Origin of the sequence: Aeromonas sp. sif2416, assembly GCF_019218665.1 — a bacterium.
GTDB lineage: Bacteria > Pseudomonadota > Gammaproteobacteria > Enterobacterales > Aeromonadaceae > Aeromonas > Aeromonas encheleia.
On record NZ_JAHUXC010000015.1, the window covers coordinates 63,629 to 79,738 of the forward strand.

Sequence of the window (16,110 nt, forward strand, 5' to 3'; positions counted from 1 at the left end):
GTCGCGAAACAAAAACAGGGCCATCAGGCCCTGCTTGTTACTGGAGTATGCCCTCAGGCATCCATGGCGTCTTTCAGCTTCTTGAGCGCGTTCTTCTCGAGCTGACGCACCCGCTCGGCGGAGACACCATAGGTATCGGCCAGCTCCTGCAGGGTGGTCTTGCTCTCCTCATCCAGCCAGCGGGCGCGGATGATGTGCTGGCTGCGCTCGTCCAGGGTAGCCAGGGCCGCGCTCAGACGGCGGGAGGCATAGCTGTCCCAGTTGTCGTTCTCGATGGTGGCGGCCAGATCGGAAGACTTGTCTTCCAGATAGTGCACCGGGGCGAAGCCACCCTCGTCTTCATCATCACCGACCAGATCGAAGGCCTGATCGTAGTTGCTCATCCGTGCTTCCATCTCGGTCACATCGGTCGGGGAGACCCCCAGATCGGCGGCGACGGCCTGCACCTCGTCATGGCTGAACCAGCCAAGACGCTTCTTGGATTTACGCAGGTTGAAGAACAGCTTGCGCTGCGCCTTGGTGGTCGCCACCTTGACCATGCGCCAGTTGCGCAGGACATATTCGTGGATCTCGGCCTTGATCCAGTGCACGGCGAAGGAGACCAGTCGCACCCCGACACTCGGGTCGAAGCGCTTGACCGCCTTCATCAGGCCGATGTTGCCCTCCTGGACCAGATCGGCCTGGGGCAGGCCATAGCCGGCGTAGCTCTTGGCCACGTGAACGACAAAACGCAGGTGAGACATGACCAGCTGACGGGCAGCCTCGAGATCGCCATCCTGCTGCAAACGCGTCGCCAGCTCACGCTCTTCCTCTGCGCTCAGCACCGGAATAGAGTTTACTGCCTGGATATAGCCTTCCAGACTACCTTGCGGAATCAGGGCCATAGTGCGTTGCAATGAAGTTCCCATGTTCTACCTCTTACTTTTCAATCGAATCAGTCTAACACCCTGAGAGGGTCTGTCTACTGACCGCATGCCGTTCTGCGGGCCGCATCAAACAACCCCGGCGTGAACCCGGCTTATCTTAAGTCGACTGGATGAATCATAAATGAACAGTCAAAAAAAAGGGGTCACAGTGAAGGACCCCTGAAAAGTAGCATGCTAAGTCCATTGTTGCGGAGCTCGCAACCTTCACATGCTTGCCAAGTCAGACGAGCAAGGCAGAGGGGCCACACCCGTATACATTCTGTCGCATTAAATAGACTGCTTATAAATCAGAAGGTTCCCAAGATCCTTCCCAGGATCCAGCGACGCCTGCGGAGCAGTATCGTTCAGATTACTCCCTGAACTGGAGCTGTGCCAGAAACGGGCCATTCTTTTACTTGATCCAGTTCTCAAAATCCAGTGCTTTGCGGTGATGGCAAATTAATCAGGACGGTTCTATGTCGCGAATGTGTCTGTGCACCGAAAACCAGGATGCAATCAGCCCCAGCAAGGCGCCGAGCAGTATCAGATTGAAGCCATCGACCGCCCCCATCCCCACCAGCCGGAAGTTGCTGTTGTAAAGCCCGGCCAGCTCCTTCACCACCCCCTCGCTCCAGATCACCATCACCTCGGTCAGCCACCAGGCCAGCATGCCGCCGATGACCCCGAACCAGATGCCGGTGTACAGGAAGGGACGATGGATAAACGCATCGGTCGCCCCCACCAGCTTGAGCACCTCGATTTCGGAGCGCTGGTTGAGGATGTTCAGGCGCAGGGTGTTGCCGACGATCAGCAGCACCGCGGAGAGCAACAACACCGCTATACCCGTGATGGTGTGGCGCAGCAGGTTCATGATGCCCTGCAGCCGGGTCAGCCACTGCAGATCCAGCTTGCCCTGCTCGACGCCTGGCTCATTCTCCAGCTTGGCGAGCAGCTCGGCGGCCCCTTCCGGGTTCTGCCAGCGGGGATCCGGGATCACGCTCAGCACCGGCGGCAGCGGATTGCTGTCGAGGTAGTCGAGCGCATCGCCGAAGCCGGAGATCTCTCGAAACTCCTTCAGCGCCTCGTCCCGGCTCATGTAAGTGACGGACTCCACCTCGGGATAGAGCAGGATCCGCTGCTTCATATCGAGGATGCTCTGCTCGGGCAGGTCCTTGCGCAGATAGAGGGAGATCTGGGAGCTGGTCTGCCAGCTGCCTTCCACCACCTCGGCGTTCTTCAGCAGCACATGGAAGCAGGAGGGCAGCGCCAGACTGACGCCGAGCACCGCCAGCGTCATCAGGGAGGCGAGCGGATTGCGCCACAGCTCGCCCATGCTGGAGAAGGCCTGGCGGGCGTGATCCACCCAGTACATGCCCAGCCGCCGGAGCAAAGGTTGTTTATGACGAACGATGGCCATCAGCTCTCCTCCTGCTCTTGCGAATACATGCGACCCGCCTTGAGGGTCAGAGTGCGGTAACGCATGCGGGCGATGAGCCCGAGATCGTGGGTTGCGATCAGCACCGAGACCCCGAAGCGGTTGAACTCCTCGAACAGCCGCATGATGTCCATGGAGAGCTGGGGATCCAGGTTGCCGGTCGGCTCATCCGCCAGCAGCAGCGGCGGCTTGTTGACGATGGCGCGGGCGATGCCGACCCGCTGCTGTTCACCACCGGACAGCATGCGTGGCTGGTAGCGCTCCTTGCCGAGCAACCCCACCTTGTCCAGCGCCGCCGCGACCCGCTTGTTGATGTCACCGTGGCTATAGCCATCGATCACCAGCGGCAGCGCCACGTTGTCGAACACGGTTCTGTCCATCAGCAGCCGGTGATCCTGGAAGATCATGCCGATCTGGCGGCGCACATAGGGGATCTGGCCCCGCTTGATCTGACTGACGTCGTCACCGTGGAAGAAGACGCGGCCGTCGGTCGGCCGCTCCATCACGCTGATGAGCTTCAAGAGGGTACTCTTGCCCGCCCCCGAGTGGCCGGTCAGGAAGGCCATCTCCCCCTTGCGCAGGTGGAAGCTGACCTTCTGCAGCGCCTGGTGGCCACCGCTGTATACCTTGCTGACCTTATCGAAACGAATCATAACGGATCCCTGACATTGACAAGCCCCGACCTGGGTCGGGGCGAGTGGCGCTTATTCATCGCGACTGAACAGTGCCTCGATAAAGTCGTTGGCGACGAAGGGACGCAGATCGTCTATCCCCTCACCCACCCCGATGTAACGGATCGGGATCTGGAACTTGTCGGCCACCGCGAAGATGACGCCGCCCTTGGCGGTGCCATCGAGCTTGGTCAGGGTGATGCCGGTCAGGCCCACCGCCTCGCTGAACAGCTTGGCCTGGCTCAGGGCGTTCTGGCCGGTGCCCGCATCCAGGGTCAACATGATCTCGTGAGGTGCCTCTTCATCCAGCTTCTTCATCACCCGCACCACCTTCTTGAGCTCTTCCATCAGGTTGCTCTTGTTTTGCAGGCGGCCGGCGGTATCGGCGATCAGCACGTCGGCGCCCCGTGAACGGGCGGCCTCGATGGCATCATAGATGACGGAGGCGGAGTCGGCGCCGGTATGCTGGGCGATCACCGGGATCTTGTTGCGCTGGCCCCACACCTGCAGCTGCTCGACCGCGGCGGCACGGAAGGTATCACCGGCGGCCAGCATGACGCTCTTGCCCTCGGCCTGGAACTGCTTGGCCAGCTTGCCGATGGTGGTGGTCTTGCCCACTCCGTTGACGCCGATCATCAGGATCACGTAGGGCTTCTTGCTGGTGTCGATCACCAGCGGCTTCTCGACCTGGGCCAGCATGGCGCCCATGTCCTGCTTGAGCAGGCCATAGAGCGCCTCGGCATCCTTGAGCTGCTTGCGATCCGCGTGCTGGATCAGCCCCTCGATGATGCGGCTGGTGGTGTCTACGCCGAGATCCGCCGTCAGCAGCTGGGTCTCCAGCTCCTCGAACAGCTCATCATCGATTTTCTTGCCACGGAACAGGCCGAAGAAGCCGGACCCTATGTTTTCTCTGGTGCGCACCAGGCTGCGCTTGAGGCGAGCGAAGAAGCCCTCCCGCTGCGGCTTGTCCTGGGTGTCGTCGTCAACCTTGGCGGCCAGCGGCAAGCTGGCCAGGGCGGCGGCATCGGCCTCCGCAACGATGCGCGCGGCTTCTGCGGCCTGAGCCTCGGCGGCAACGCGGGCGGCTTCGGCAGCCTGTACCTCGGCGGCAACGCGAGCGGCTTCGGCAGCCTGCGCCTCAGCAGCAATACGAGCAGCTTCTGCGGCCTCTGCCTCGGCGGCGATGCGTGCGGCTTCCGCGGCCTGCGCCTCGGCAGCGATACGTGCGGCTTCCGCGGCCTGGACCTCGGCGGCAATACGAGCTTCTTCCGCGGCCTGAGCCTCGGCAACGATGCGTGCGGCTTCCGCGGCCTGAGCCTCGGCGGCGATACGCGCGGCTTCTGCGGCCTGCGCCTCGGCGACAACACGCGCGGCTCCCGCGGCCTGAGCCTCGGCGGCGATGCGAGCTTCTTCCGCGGCCTGGACCTCGGCGGCGATACGAGCGGCTTCCTCGGCCTGAGCCTCGGCGATCAGCGCCTCATTGACGATGACGGGCTCGAGTTCGGAGGCAGGCTCCTCCACCACCAGCGGGCCTTCGTCGGGCGTCGCCAGCGGCGCCTCGTGCTGTGCAGCAGGGGCCTCGGTCAGGGGAATATCAGCGACGGGAGCGGGGGCAGCAGTGGCCTCGGGCTCGGCGACAGCCGGGGTGGCTGCGGGGGCCTGTGATTGGACGGCCTCAGCCTCTTCTTTCTTGCGGCCGAAACCCAGCCAGGAAAACAAACCTTTTGCCATCTAAAAAATACTCACTTCGTTGGCTGACTGCTAAGATAGCCGTCCCTCGGTGGGTCGGCATAAAAATGAACCGCCTTATACTAACACTTTATTTTCTGACGACGAAACGCGATGCCCAGAGTGAAATCCAGCCCTAGCAGCCCCCATAAAAGCCCGGTTCCGCAGGGAAAAGCGGGCTTTGTAAGAATCATCAGCGGCCAGTGGAAGGGTCGAAAATTGCCGGTCAGGGATGTGGAAGGACTCAGACCCACCACGGATCGCGTCAAGGAGACCATCTTCAACTGGCTGGCGCCCCATGTCCGTGGCACCCGTTGCCTCGATCTGTTTGCCGGCAGCGGTGGCCTGGGACTGGAGGCGCTGTCGCGCTATGCCGAGCAGGTGACGCTGATCGAAATGGACAAGGGCGCAGCCGATCAGCTCAGGAAGAACCTGGCCGCCCTGGGCAGTCAGCAGGGCAAGGTGATCCAGGCCGATGCGGTCAGCTGGCTGCAAGGCCCGGTGACCCCCTTCGATCTGGTGTTCCTCGATCCGCCGTTTCGGCGCGAACTGTTGCCCCAGGTGTGCGAGCTACTGGAGCAGCGTGGCTGGCTGGCAGCGGATGCGCTCATCTATCTTGAACGGGAAAAGGAGATGGGCGACCTGGCTCTGCCTGCCAGCTGGCAACTACTCAAGGACAAGCAGGCCGGTCAGGTCTGCTATCAACTCTATGTGCGGGAGATGAACAATGAAGCGCTTCTTTAATCTGGTGGCGATGGGATTGCTGCTGTTCTTCTGGCTAGGGGTGGTGCTCGCGCTGGCGGGTACACTGCCGGGCAAGTTGAACGGTTTTCTGCCGGTCTGCGGTGTGATCGTGATCCTGATGCACTGGGTGCAGGCCAGCCTGATCAAGGCCGCCTGCAAGCCCTACTTCGCGGTCAGCCGCCTCGAGTTCACCCAGGTGCTGATCTTCGGCGTGTTCGGCATGATGGAGATCCGCGCCAAGCTGCAGGCTATCATAGACGCCAGGCAGAAGGGCGGGACGCCGCCTCGGGAAGACTAGCCTCTCCCCTCGCAACCGACCCTGAAGGAGTGACTCGTCACTCCTTCACTTTTTTCCCCACGCTGATCCCGAGCCTGATGGAGAGCACGGCGAGCAACAGCAGCATGGCGATCAGCGAGAAGAAATTGCTGCCAAGCTCAGGGTACTGCACCTTGATCAGCGCCGAGTGGCCGAACACCCCGATGAAAAAGCAGAGCAGGATGCAGCTGGGGGTGTTGCCGACCATGGGCTGGTGGCGATAGAGCTGATAGAGCTGGTAGGCCGCCAGCAGCAGGGCGATCAGGGGGAAGAAGGAGAAGGGCACGGCCGATGCGGTCAGCACCGACAGGAAGGCATCCCCGCAGATGCCGATGAGCAAGGCCAGCAGCAGGGGTTTCTTCGGGATCGCGTTCGGTTCACGCATGAGACTGTCCATCCTTAACTTAAGAGAGGGGTTCGCGGCGCTTGCGATTCTGGACCTCGGCGCCCATGGCGATCATCCGCAGCTGGCTGATGGTGCGATCGGACAGCGCCCGGCACTCTTCCGTGGTCATGTCGAGGGCGTCGGCACCGGCGCTGAAGACGATGGTCACCATGGCCTCGGCCTGAATGTAGGCCTCCTCCCGCGGCGCCTCCGTGGTCGCCTCCAGATAATCGGTCAGCTCGGCGATGAAATGCTGGATCTCGCGCGCCACCGCCTGGCGGAAAGCCGCCGAGGTACCGGAGCGCTCACGCAACAGCAGACGGAAGATATTCGGGTTGTTTTCGACGAATTCCATGAAGGTCTGCACCGAGGTGCTGATGACGCTGCCGCCACCGGCGATGCGCTGGCGCGCCTGGCGCATCAGCTGGCGCAGGGTCAGGCCACCCTCGTCCACCAGGGTCAGCCCCAGCTCCTCCATGTCGCGAAAATGACGGTAGAAGGAGGTCGGCGCTATGCCCGCCTCCCTGGCCACTTCCCGCAGGCTGAGGTTAGAGAAGCTGCGGTTGGCACAGAGTTGACTGAACGCCGCCTCGATCAGCGTACGCCGGGTTTTTTCTTTCTGTTGCGCGCGAATACCCACGAAAACCGTCACCTTGAGATTAGCGAGGCCAGATGATAACCCGAAGGCGGGGGCTGGATCAGGTTTGTTGCCGACTTTTTTACCATTGACCCCCATTCCGGCCCGGTGGAGAATAGTGAACAGCTGTTCGCTGAAAGGAGCCGAGTGAAATGGACCGCCCCCCGATCATCATGACCAACACCCTGCTGTTCGCCCTCTCCGGGCTGACCGCACTGATTGCGGTACCCTGGTACGGACTGAGCCACGGCTACGACCTCTGGCAGTGGCTCTGCTTCCTGCTGCTGTTCTGCTATTGCGGCATCTCCATCACCGCCGGCTATCACCGGCTCTGGTCACACAAGGCCTACAAGGCACACCCTGCCCTGCAATGGATCTTCGCCATCGGCGGCGCCCTCGCCCTGCAAAACTCGGCGCTGCACTGGTCGTCCGATCACCGCCGCCACCATCGCCACGTGGATGACAACCAGAAGGATCCCTACAGCGCGGGCCGCGGCTTCTGGTACTCCCACATCGGCTGGATGCTGCGGGAATACCAGCGTGAGACCTACCACGACTACAGCAATGTGCGGGATCTGCAGAACAACCCTGTGGTCGCCTTCCAGCACAAGCATTATCTGGCACTGACGCTCGGCACCAACATCGGCATCCCGCTGCTGCTCGGCCTCATCCACGGCGATCTGCTCGGCATGCTGCTGCTGGCGGGGGCGCTGCGCATGGTGATGACTCACCACACCACCTTCTTCATCAACTCCCTTGCCCACATCTGGGGCAGCCAGCCCTTCACCGATCGCAACAGCGCACGGGACAACGGCATCCTGGCCTTCTTCACCTTCGGCGAGGGCTATCACAACTTCCATCACCTGTTCGAGAACGACTACCGCAACGGCATCCACTGGTGGCAGTTCGATCCGACCAAGTGGCTGATCCGCTGCGCCGCCTGGTGCGGGTTGGCCAGGGATCTGCGCGCCTGCCCGGAGGAGCGGATCGAGCTGGCCAGGCTGGAGATGCAGCTCAAGCGCGCCCAGGCGAAGCTGCGCAAGGAAGAGGATAGGGAGCTGTGGCAGGCACTGCTGCAAGAGGAGTACGACAAGCTGAGTCTGCAGCTCCAGCACTACTACGCCAGCCGCAAGCTGCTGCTGGAGCAGCGCAAGCGCAAGGCGCTGGCCCGCTACGATAGATTCAAGCTGCAGCTGGAGTATCGCAACCTGCGGGATGGCTTCCTCGCCGGCAAACGCAACTGGAGTCGCCTGCTGGCCGGCATCGCCTGAGGCGGCTGACCGACAGACCTGATTGCCCAAGACCGCCCGCTGGCGGTCTTTTCATGAGCGCCAGGCGACCTTTCGACATAAAAAATGGGGCGACATTCGCATGTCACCCCCTCGCAAATAGCATGTTCCATATTGGGATCCGGCAATAACGGGTAGTGATTCCACTTCACGGGTTTCCGCTCCCGAGCCGAAGTGGTTGTCTGCCAGAGCAATCCGGCCGACCAATTCCCTCATCACCCTCTCCCGCACGACGGACCAGCCGCCGTGTTTGTCCTTGCAACTGAAATACTACGCAGTTAAATAAAATAAAAAACCGTTTTATACGAACTTGTATGCAAACAGCATGGAGCCAGCTCGATTCACATCAAGATAGAAAGTGATTAAAAACAATACGATAAAATCGAAATCCGGCGTTGGATGGCAAAGGCTATCCTCGAAGGCGCACAAGGCTTTGCGAGATCTCGCACAAACGGACCCCGTCACAGCCAGGGGTGCAGCGGCAACCAGTCGCTCAACCGGGCCAGCAGGCGCCGCAGCGCCGAGGGGGGCGTCGACACCGGCTGGACCGCTGCCTGTTGCCACCCTGCCAGCCACTGTTGCAGCTCGGCACAGAGCGCGGGGCAGCGCAGATGCAGCATCAGCTCGGTGTTGAGCAGCAGGGAGCGGGGATCCAGATTGAAGCTGCCGAGCAGCGCCTCTTCGTCGCCCATCAGGATCAGCTTGGCATGCAGGCTGAGCGCCTCGCTCTCCAGCTCGGCCAGCGCTATCCCCTGCCGCACCAGCCAGGGGCGGTGACGCCGGTAGGCGCCGTACACCAGCGGCACATCGGTGCTGGCCAGGGAGTTGGTCAGTATCTCTATCGCCACCCCCGCCTGGCGTTGCCGCTTGAGCTGACGACGCAGCCCGCGCGTCAGGATCAGGTAAGGGCTCACCAACCGCAGGGTGCCCAGGTTGCCGGCCAGCTTGCGCCCCAACAGGGGCGCCGTGGTCGGCCGGGAGACCAGCCCCTTGCCGGGCCGATCGAACCAGCACTCCCCCTGCCCCGGATGCCAGCGCAGGGGGACAGGCTCTTCATCAAACAGGCTGGCGGGCAGATCGTAGACGGCGGCCACCGCCGGCTCGGTCAGGGTGAGCAGGAAGTCGTTCACCGCCTCTATCTCGGCGGGCAGCAGGGCGCGGCGCAACAGGCGCCGGATGGGGTGGCTCCAGCGACTGTGCCAGAACAGCCCGAAGCCCTGCCCGGCCTGCCGGCAGAGGGGGCCCCGACAGAGCAGATCCAGATCGACGAAGTGAGGCGACGCCCCCAGCCCGAAGTAGCGATCACCGATGTTGCGGCCACCTATCACCATCTGGCAGCCATCCACCAGCAGCAGCTTGTTGTGCATGCGGTGGTTGATGCGTCTGAAGCTGAGCAGCCCCTCCAACAGCAGGGTCAGCCGGCGCCAGCCCCTGAGCCAGAACGGATTGAACAGCCGCACCTCGATGCCGGGCTGATGCGCCACCATCTCCAGGAAGCGGTTGTCGCCGGCATAGAGATCGTCGATAAGCAGCTGGACCCGGACCCCGCGCCGGGCCGCGTGCAACAACTCGGACAGCAACAGCTTGCCGCTGCCGTCCTCCTCCCAGCTGTAATACTGGGCCTGGATCCTGCTGCGGGCCGCGCGGATCAGCTGGCAGCGCGCCTTCAGGGCCGCACCAGGATCGTCGAGCAGGGCGAATTCGGCGGGGATCAGGGTCATCTCCTTGTCATCTGGCCATGGCATAACCCAGGCAACCGCCCTGATCGCAACGAATCAAGGAGTTGCGCATGGAACTCTGTGACCGCCCCTCCCTCGGCCATAGGCCGCAAGCCAGCCAACCGGATCCCATCCCGGCCGGACAACCATCCCCCTGGTACATGCTGCACCGGGACCAGGGCTGGGAGGCCGCCAGCGTCCAGGAGCGCGCCCCCGAGCGGTGCTGAGTGCTCAGGGCTGGGCCGCCTCTATGGCGTCGGACTTGCCCTCCAGCTGGGGCAGGCTGAAGCGATAGGCCACGTAATATTTGTAGATGGTGCCGACGTAGTTGATGGGCCCCTGGCCGACCTCGTTGGCCACCAGCTGTTCCACATTGCCGAACCAGACATTCGGATCCAGCCCCCTGGCCCTGGCCTTGGCCTGCAGCGCCTGCACCCGGTTGGGGCCCGCGTTGTAGGCCGCCAGCGCGAACAGGTGGCGGTTGAGCCGATCCATCCCGGGATCGTTGAAGTAGGTGTCGAGGATCAGCCGCATGTAACGGCAGGCCGCCTCCACGTTGCCCTCCAGGCTGGTGAGCCGGGCACCGCGGATCCCCACCTCGCCACCTGTGCTCGGCAGCAGCTGCATGATGCCGACCGCCCCCCGATTGGAGCGGACATTGGGATTGAGCCCCGACTCCTTGTACGCCAGCGCCGCCAGCATCAGCCAGTCCAGCTGGTATTTGTCCGCCTGCGTCTCCAGCACCTTGCGGATGGTCGACAGCCGGCCCATGGGATCCGGCGCCAAGATGTTGCTCATCTGGTCACTCTGCGCCAGCAGGCGGCGCAGGGTCATGTCGCTGAAGAGGGTGCGTTTGCTTGACTCCGAGATATAGGCATTCACCGCCTTGAGCAGCTCGGGGCTGTTGTTGCGCAGGGCCCAGGCGCTGCGCCCCTTGTCCCGCAACGGGATCAGCTTGTGGGCCTTGAGCCCGCCTATCATGCCGAGCCAGATCCGCCCCTTGAAGCTGTCGGTGACGGTCAGCGGTATGATGCCGGCCGCCACCATCTCCAGCAGATCCCCATCCTGCAGGTATTCCGGCACCGTCTCTATGTAGACGGGGGGCAGCCCCAGCTCGCGGAACAGCCAGTTGAGCTGGTGCAGGCTCTCGTAGTAGCTGGAGCTGGCACGTACCCAGATCCGCCGGCCCGACAGCTGGGTGATGCGGTTGAAGCCTGGCAGATCGCGCTGGCTCACCACCCACTCCTCGATGGGCGAGATGAGCGGGCGGGAGAAGGTCACCTGCTCGCGCCGGGTCGGCGTCACCGTCATGGTGGCCGCCACCAGATCGCCGCGCCCCTCGGCGAGGTAATCCAGCAGCTTGTCCTGGCGCACCGGGATGTAGATGATCTTGAGCTTGAGCTTATCCTTGGCGAGATAACGCTGGTTCAGCCAGCGCTCGAAGCCCTGCAGCTGATTGACCAGGATGCCGTACTGGGCGCCCTTGTCGAAGAAGAAGAAGCCCCGCTCATAGACCACCAGGGCCCTGAGTTCTTTCTTTTGCAGTATGTGTTCGAGATCCCCGGGTTGGGGCAAGAGCTGCGGCTTGAGATCGGCCGCCAGCAGGGGAAGACACCAGAGGGCCAGCAGGCCCCAGATCCATCGCCGCGTCATCATGTCGTCGCCTTCCGTTGGCCGACTCGCGCCGGACTGTTTCTTGGCAGGATGATTAACAATAAAACCCGGGGCTCAGGGCTGGGTCCATCGTCGCATCATCACGCCATCGCCTGCCGTTGGTCAGTCCACGGCAGGCTGTGCCTTGGCAGGATAACTCGCTCCGGAACCCGGGGCTCAGCGCAGGGCGCCATCGCTGCGTCAGCATGTTGTCGCCTGCAGGTTGACCGGCTCGCGCCCGGCGGTTCGTCGGCAGGATGCTTCGTTATGGGATAGGAGGGACAGGGCAGAGCGCCCTCGCCACTGCATCATGCCGTCGCCTGCCATTGGCCGACTCGTATCGGGCTGAGTCATCTGGAGATAACTCACTATAGAACGGGGAACTGTGGCTGGAGGCTCAATACGGCAGGCAGGCCTGCCGTATCCTCAGGGGGCTCAGATTGAGCGGGCACGCATCTCGAAAATCAGCTTCTCGGCGGTGCAGGTGAATTGCAGGCGGGCTTTCAGGATCACGCCATCGGCGCCCTGGCTCAGCTCGCTGCTGATCTCGGCCTCGGCGGTGACCTGCTTGGCCAGCGCCTCATAGGCCGCCAGCTTGGCGCGGGCATCGGCTTCGGCCGCGGCCTCGATCACCAGCTCCATCACATCGTCGCCTTCACCTATGATGGTGCCAATCTCGGCGAAACAGCCGCAGCTGTCGCAGGTTTCATTCAATTCGACTTTCTCGTCTACAGACATCACTCAACTCCCACTTATTTCGGCTTTACTTCATCGTCACGCAAGGCTTTACGAAAGTCCTTGATGGCGGTGCCCAGATCCTCACCGGCGCCGGCCAGGCGTTTGCTGCCAAACACCACGACCACGACCACGAGCAGGATCAACAAATGCCAGATATGAATTCCACCGAGTCCCATCGGGATACTCCTGACTGATAGATACCCATTGTTTGTATCAAAAGAAAGCGCAACGATTGTTGGGCAAAATCAAGGCAGGTGCAAGTTGGCAAATAAATCACGCAAAAAAATACGGCGGCCATTGGCCGCCGTATGAGTCTGTGCTACTTGTCCCCTCAACCGCTACATCCTGTACCAGCCACCCTCTCAGGCGAGAGACGACTCGAGCATAGGGTCGCCAAGATATGAAAACAAATGGTATAAATTCATCTAAGAATTGAAGAGGATTCATATCATGCTGCTGGAACAGCTCGGGCGCATAGACCTTAATCTGTTGATTATCCTGCAAGTATTGCTGGAAGAGCGCAATGGCAGCCGGGCCGCGCGGCGACTGCACCTGAGTCAGTCGGCCGTCAGCAAGGCCCTCGGCCGCCTGCGGGAAACCTTCGACGACCCCCTGTTCGTGCGTGCGGCCCATGGGCTGGAACCCACCCCGCGCGCCCTCGGCCTGCAACAACAGCTGCAACCCATACTGCTGTCGCTGGACAACCTGATCCAGCCGCCGGCGTTCGATCCGGCCAGCACCGAGCGGGAGTTCGTCATCGCCAGCATGGACAGCGCCTTCACCCTGTTCGCCCCCCTCTACCTGAGCGAGCTCAAGCGCCAGGCACCGGGCATCCGCTTGCGCTACGAGGAGTGGACGGAGCACAGCCTGACCGCGATGAGCCAGGGCCAGGTGGACATCGCCTTCACGGTGCGGGAGAACTGCATCACCTCGGACTACCGGCTGGATACCCTGCCCGGCAGCATCTGCCAGCGGCTGCTCGCCATCGATGGCCTCACCTGTCTGGTGCAGCAGGATCATCCGGCGCTGCACGAGCGCGAATGGGATCTCGCCCGCTACCTGGCCTATCCCCATGTGCAGACCTATTGCGAGGGGCGGGATCGCTGGATGCTGGATCACAAGCTGGCAGAGCAGGATCTCTATCGCCGGATAGAGGCGACCGTGCCCTCGTTCGAAGCGGCGCTGCGGATGGGGATGCACTCCGACATGATAGTGACCCTCTCCAAGCTCTATGCCCGCCATGCGACCCAGGTCTACCCGCTGGTGCCGCTGGCGCTGCCCATCGCGCTGGACAGCATCTCCCACCTGCTGATCTGGCATCAGCGTCACGAGGAAGATCCGGGCCACCGCTGGCTGCGGGAGACCCTGCTCGCCCTCATCCTGAGCAAGCTGGAGACCTCGGCCGTCGGTCAGCCCTGAGACAAGGCTCCGGCCGGCTTAGCCCTGACCGGTCACGTCCAGATAATGGTGCACGCCGTCGAGCAGCATCTGCACCGAGATCATCACCAGCAGCATGCCCATCAGCCGCTCCACGGCGGTGAGTCCTCGCTCACCCAGCAGCTTGTTGAACACCTCGTAGAACATCAGGATCACGGCGCTGGCGCCCCAGGCTAGCAACAGGGCCAGGGACCAGTCCGCCATCCGGGTCGGCTCCTGATTCGCCAGCAGCAGCAGAGAGGCCAGGATGGAGGGACCCGCGATCATCGGGATGGCCATGGGCACCAGGAAGGGCTCCTCCCCGGCCGCCAGCCCGGTCACCCCGCCCGGGGTCGGGAAGATCATCTTGATGGCGATGAGGAACAGTATGATGCCCCCCGCTATGCTCACCGCCTCCTGGCGCAGATTGAGGAAGCTCAGGATCTGCTGACCGGCGAACAGGAAGCCCAGCATGATGGCCAAGGAGAACAGCAGCTCCCGGATCATCACCTTGCGTCGCCGCTTGGGATCGACATGACGCAGGATGGAGAGGAAGACCGGCAGGTTGCCCAGCGGATCCATGATCAGAAACAACATGACGGCAGCGGAGAAAGTATCCATACAACGCCCAGGCTAAGCCTTCAACAGGGGGGAGAGAGGGCGAAATATAACAAAGGGCAGGGGATTCGGCGAGCACCAGGGCGGTGCCCGCCGCGGGGATCAACCGTGCTGGCAGATCTTGTCGGCCCGGGTCTGGAAACCCTGCCCGGATTCGATGAACTTGCCGCGCTTGGCCAGGAAGTCGATCAGCGCCTCGGCATCCATCTCGCTGGCGCTGCAGGTGTGAAAGCGGGCATCGGCGCCGAAGCGGCTGTCGATCGCCTGCTTGAGGCTGGCCCGGGTAAATTGGCCGTCCTGCGCCAGCATCATCTCCATCACTTCGTGACCGTGTATCGATTGAGACATCTCAAACCTCAGTAATCATCATATAGGATGCCAATTAAAGCCCGAGTCGGGCCCCCCTATCTTGATGTAAGCCAATAAAGTGCCGATTTCCCGACCTCCGAGCTGGCCGTGAGCGCCACTTTGTCGATAAAGTGGCAACCTGAACAGGGGATGGCTACACTGGCGCCCCTTTTTGCCGTCGCAGTTAGAAAATAAGGACATTGGCGTCATGCTGTTCCATGGATTGGCCCTCAAGCCCTGGCGGATCTGGACCCGCCGCCCGCTCTGGTTGAAGACCCTGATCGGCATGTTGACCGGGATTGGGCTCGGGCTCGGCTTCAGCGAGCAGGCGTTGCTGCTCAAGCCCATCGGCGTCCTGTTCGTCAACACCATACAGATGCTGATGGTGCCCCTCATCTTCTGCTCCGTCATCGCCGGCCTCACCTCCCTGCTCAAGGGCAAGACCCTGGATCGGATCGGCAGCAAGGCCATCGGCCTCTATCTGTGCTCGACCGCCATCGCCATCTGCATCGGACTGATGATGGGCTGGCTGCTGGAGCCCGGCATGGGCGCCAATATGGGGCCTTACGAGCGGACCGGTGTGGTGGTGCAACCGACCCTGGCCAGCGTGCTCAGCCATCTGGTGCCACGCAACCCGATCCAAGCCATGGTGGATGGCAAAATCCTGCAGGTGATAGTGTTCGCGGTGGCCCTCGCCCTCGCCCTCAACGCCACCGGCCGCCGTGGTCGTCCCGCCATCCGCTTCTTCACCGCCCTGGCGGAGGGCATGTTCAAGCTGACCCAGATGGTGATGGCCCTGGCCCCTTACGGCGTCTGCGCCCTGATGGCCTGGATGACCGGCAAGTACGGACTGGATCTGCTGCTGCCGCTGCTCAAGGTGATCGGGGCCGTTTACCTCGGCTGCCTGCTGCACGTGCTCGGCGTCTACAGCAGCCTGCTGATCCTGCTGGCCCGCCTCAATCCGCTGCACTACTTCAGAAGCATCCTCGATGCCCAGGCGATCGCCTTCACCAGCAGCTCCAGCAGCACGACCCTGCCCGTCAGCCTAGCCTGCGCCGAACGCCGGCTCGGGGTCTCCCCCGCCATCACCGCCAAGGTGCTGCCCATAGGTGCCACCATCAACATGGACGGCACCGCGCTCTATCAAGGGGTGACGGCGCTGTTCGTGGCGCAGGCGTTTGGCGTGGATCTGCACCTGGTGGATTACCTGACCATCATCAGCATCGCGACCCTGGCCAGCATAGGCACAGCGGGCACCCCGGGCACCGGGCTCATGTTGCTGACCCTGACCCTGACCGCGGTGGGCTTGCCGCTGGAAGGGGTGGCGCTCATCGCCGGCATCGATCGCCTGCTCGACATGGCCCGCACCACGGTCAACGTCTCGGGGGATATTCTGGTGTCCGTGCTGATCGCCCGCAGCGAAGGGGAGCTGGATCTGGCGACCTACCACGATCCCAATGCCGGCGAGGATATCGACTTCACCCTGCGCTGAGGCAGGCAAGACAGGAT

At 62.5% G+C, this 16,110-nt stretch carries 18 protein-coding genes; 6 read left to right on the forward strand and 12 right to left on the reverse strand.

Translation table 11 applies throughout. From position 1 onward, the window contains the following. Window positions 1–53: 53 nt before the first annotated feature. The 4 genes from rpoH to ftsY form a co-directional block, all read right to left on the reverse strand. The gene (gene rpoH, locus KW821_RS19830) at window positions 54–908 is read right to left on the reverse strand and encodes an RNA polymerase sigma factor RpoH (protein ID WP_218292636.1); all 855 of its coding nucleotides are present in this window, start codon (window positions 906–908) and stop codon (window positions 54–56) included. A gap of 460 nt (window positions 909–1,368) precedes the next feature. Continuing rightward, complete coding sequence (gene ftsX, locus KW821_RS19835) at window positions 1,369–2,322, reverse strand: permease-like cell division protein FtsX (protein ID WP_042651857.1); 954 nt, start codon at window positions 2,320–2,322, stop codon at window positions 1,369–1,371. Next, on the reverse strand, window positions 2,322–2,993 hold the full coding sequence (ftsE, locus tag KW821_RS19840; RefSeq protein WP_042651856.1) for a cell division ATP-binding protein FtsE: 672 nt from the start codon (window positions 2,991–2,993) through the stop codon (window positions 2,322–2,324). The genes ftsX and ftsE overlap by 1 nt, the downstream gene beginning before the upstream one ends. A 51-nt stretch (window positions 2,994–3,044) precedes the next feature. Then, window positions 3,045–4,742 carry a signal recognition particle-docking protein FtsY gene (ftsY, locus tag KW821_RS19845; protein ID WP_218292637.1) on the reverse strand — a complete coding sequence of 566 codons (1,698 nt, stop codon included), beginning with the start codon at window positions 4,740–4,742 and terminating at the stop codon, window positions 3,045–3,047. Window positions 4,743–4,853: 111 nt separating this feature from the next. On the opposite strand from ftsY, the gene rsmD reads away from it, so the two are divergent. Both rsmD and KW821_RS19855 read left to right on the forward strand, forming a co-directional pair. Further along, window positions 4,854–5,483: a 16S rRNA (guanine(966)-N(2))-methyltransferase RsmD gene (gene rsmD, locus KW821_RS19850; protein WP_218292638.1), complete on the forward strand. Its 630-nt coding sequence runs from the start codon at window positions 4,854–4,856 to the stop codon at window positions 5,481–5,483. Further along, a complete protein-coding gene (locus KW821_RS19855) occupies window positions 5,467–5,781 on the forward strand; it encodes a DUF1145 domain-containing protein (RefSeq protein WP_218292639.1) in 315 nt (104 codons plus the stop codon). Before rsmD ends, KW821_RS19855 begins: the two co-directional genes overlap by 17 nt. 37 nt (window positions 5,782–5,818) lie before the next feature. On the opposite strand, the gene KW821_RS19860 is transcribed toward KW821_RS19855, so the two are convergent. Both KW821_RS19860 and fabR read right to left on the reverse strand, forming a co-directional pair. Continuing rightward, window positions 5,819–6,184 (reverse strand): YijD family membrane protein, encoded by a 366-nt coding sequence (locus KW821_RS19860; RefSeq protein WP_218292640.1) that lies wholly within the window; start codon window positions 6,182–6,184, stop codon window positions 5,819–5,821. Window positions 6,185–6,203: 19 nt separating this feature from the next. Beyond that, window positions 6,204–6,824, reverse strand: a complete 621-nt coding sequence (gene fabR, locus KW821_RS19865) for an HTH-type transcriptional repressor FabR (RefSeq protein ID WP_042651851.1) — start codon at window positions 6,822–6,824, stop codon at window positions 6,204–6,206. Window positions 6,825–6,973: 149 nt separating this feature from the next. Between fabR and KW821_RS19870 the strand changes: the two genes are divergently transcribed. Next, complete coding sequence (locus KW821_RS19870) at window positions 6,974–8,092, forward strand: fatty acid desaturase (RefSeq protein WP_218292641.1); 1,119 nt, start codon at window positions 6,974–6,976, stop codon at window positions 8,090–8,092. A 479-nt stretch (window positions 8,093–8,571) separates the two neighbouring features. Here the strand turns inward: KW821_RS19870 and KW821_RS19875 are convergent, their stop codons facing one another. Continuing rightward, complete coding sequence (locus KW821_RS19875) at window positions 8,572–9,825, reverse strand: phospholipase D family protein (RefSeq protein WP_218292657.1); 1,254 nt, start codon at window positions 9,823–9,825, stop codon at window positions 8,572–8,574. Between the two features lie 74 nt (window positions 9,826–9,899). Here KW821_RS19875 and KW821_RS19880 point away from each other — a divergent pair, with 74 nt between their 5' ends. Next, complete coding sequence (locus KW821_RS19880; RefSeq protein WP_218292642.1) at window positions 9,900–10,055, forward strand: hypothetical protein; 156 nt, start codon at window positions 9,900–9,902, stop codon at window positions 10,053–10,055. Between the two features lie 4 nt (window positions 10,056–10,059). On the opposite strand, the gene KW821_RS19885 is transcribed toward KW821_RS19880, so the two are convergent. The 3 genes from KW821_RS19885 to tatA all read right to left on the reverse strand — a co-directional run bounded on the left by KW821_RS19885 (window position 10,060) and on the right by tatA (window position 12,395). Next, a complete protein-coding gene (locus KW821_RS19885; RefSeq protein WP_218292658.1) occupies window positions 10,060–11,481 on the reverse strand; it encodes a lytic transglycosylase F in 1,422 nt (473 codons plus the stop codon). A 435-nt stretch (window positions 11,482–11,916) separates the two neighbouring features. Next, on the reverse strand, window positions 11,917–12,219 hold the full coding sequence (locus KW821_RS19890) for a YfcZ/YiiS family protein (protein ID WP_042651849.1): 303 nt from the start codon (window positions 12,217–12,219) through the stop codon (window positions 11,917–11,919). 14 nt (window positions 12,220–12,233) lie between these two features. Next, window positions 12,234–12,395 (reverse strand): twin-arginine translocase TatA/TatE family subunit, encoded by a 162-nt coding sequence (gene tatA / locus KW821_RS19895; protein WP_042651848.1) that lies wholly within the window; start codon window positions 12,393–12,395, stop codon window positions 12,234–12,236. Between the two features lie 274 nt (window positions 12,396–12,669). Here tatA and KW821_RS19900 point away from each other — a divergent pair, with 274 nt between their 5' ends. Further along, complete coding sequence (locus tag KW821_RS19900; RefSeq protein ID WP_218292643.1) at window positions 12,670–13,638, forward strand: LysR substrate-binding domain-containing protein; 969 nt, start codon at window positions 12,670–12,672, stop codon at window positions 13,636–13,638. Between the two features lie 18 nt (window positions 13,639–13,656). Here KW821_RS19900 and KW821_RS19905 read toward each other — a convergent pair whose 3' ends face one another. Together KW821_RS19905 and KW821_RS19910 are read right to left on the reverse strand one after the other, a co-directional pair. After that, complete coding sequence (locus tag KW821_RS19905) at window positions 13,657–14,256, reverse strand: YhgN family NAAT transporter (RefSeq protein ID WP_042651846.1); 600 nt, start codon at window positions 14,254–14,256, stop codon at window positions 13,657–13,659. 99 nt (window positions 14,257–14,355) lie between these two features. After that, a complete protein-coding gene (locus KW821_RS19910) occupies window positions 14,356–14,601 on the reverse strand; it encodes a YecH family metal-binding protein (protein WP_042651845.1) in 246 nt (81 codons plus the stop codon). A gap of 208 nt (window positions 14,602–14,809) precedes the next feature. Here KW821_RS19910 and KW821_RS19915 point away from each other — a divergent pair, with 208 nt between their 5' ends. Beyond that, window positions 14,810–16,093 (forward strand): dicarboxylate/amino acid:cation symporter, encoded by a 1,284-nt coding sequence (locus tag KW821_RS19915; RefSeq protein ID WP_042651844.1) that lies wholly within the window; start codon window positions 14,810–14,812, stop codon window positions 16,091–16,093. The last annotated feature ends 17 nt before the right edge of the window (window positions 16,094–16,110 follow it).

What these genes read in the sequence shown, in the direction of transcription:
- KW821_RS19905 (WP_042651846.1), bottom strand. Translation starts at nt 14,256, where the DNA reads ATGGATACTTTCTCCGCTGCCGTCATGTTGTTTCTGATCATGGATCCG.
- KW821_RS19910 (WP_042651845.1), bottom strand. Translation starts at nt 14,601, where the DNA reads ATGTCTCAATCGATACACGGTCACGAAGTGATGGAGATGATGCTGGCG.
- KW821_RS19900 (WP_218292643.1), top strand. Translation starts at nt 12,670, where the DNA reads ATGCTGCTGGAACAGCTCGGGCGCATAGACCTTAATCTGTTGATTATC.
- tatA (WP_042651848.1), bottom strand. Translation starts at nt 12,395, where the DNA reads ATGGGACTCGGTGGAATTCATATCTGGCATTTGTTGATCCTGCTCGTG.
- KW821_RS19860 (WP_218292640.1), bottom strand. Translation starts at nt 6,184, where the DNA reads ATGCGTGAACCGAACGCGATCCCGAAGAAACCCCTGCTGCTGGCCTTG.
- KW821_RS19885 (WP_218292658.1), bottom strand. Translation starts at nt 11,481, where the DNA reads ATGACGCGGCGATGGATCTGGGGCCTGCTGGCCCTCTGGTGTCTTCCC.
- KW821_RS19870 (WP_218292641.1), top strand. Translation starts at nt 6,974, where the DNA reads ATGGACCGCCCCCCGATCATCATGACCAACACCCTGCTGTTCGCCCTC.
- KW821_RS19915 (WP_042651844.1), top strand. Translation starts at nt 14,810, where the DNA reads ATGCTGTTCCATGGATTGGCCCTCAAGCCCTGGCGGATCTGGACCCGC.
- ftsX (WP_042651857.1), bottom strand. Translation starts at nt 2,322, where the DNA reads ATGGCCATCGTTCGTCATAAACAACCTTTGCTCCGGCGGCTGGGCATG.
- KW821_RS19880 (WP_218292642.1), top strand. Translation starts at nt 9,900, where the DNA reads ATGGAACTCTGTGACCGCCCCTCCCTCGGCCATAGGCCGCAAGCCAGC.
- rpoH (WP_218292636.1), bottom strand. Translation starts at nt 908, where the DNA reads ATGGGAACTTCATTGCAACGCACTATGGCCCTGATTCCGCAAGGTAGT.
- rsmD (WP_218292638.1), top strand. Translation starts at nt 4,854, where the DNA reads ATGCCCAGAGTGAAATCCAGCCCTAGCAGCCCCCATAAAAGCCCGGTT.
- ftsE (WP_042651856.1), bottom strand. Translation starts at nt 2,993, where the DNA reads ATGATTCGTTTCGATAAGGTCAGCAAGGTATACAGCGGTGGCCACCAG.
- KW821_RS19890 (WP_042651849.1), bottom strand. Translation starts at nt 12,219, where the DNA reads ATGTCTGTAGACGAGAAAGTCGAATTGAATGAAACCTGCGACAGCTGC.
- ftsY (WP_218292637.1), bottom strand. Translation starts at nt 4,742, where the DNA reads ATGGCAAAAGGTTTGTTTTCCTGGCTGGGTTTCGGCCGCAAGAAAGAA.
- KW821_RS19855 (WP_218292639.1), top strand. Translation starts at nt 5,467, where the DNA reads ATGAAGCGCTTCTTTAATCTGGTGGCGATGGGATTGCTGCTGTTCTTC.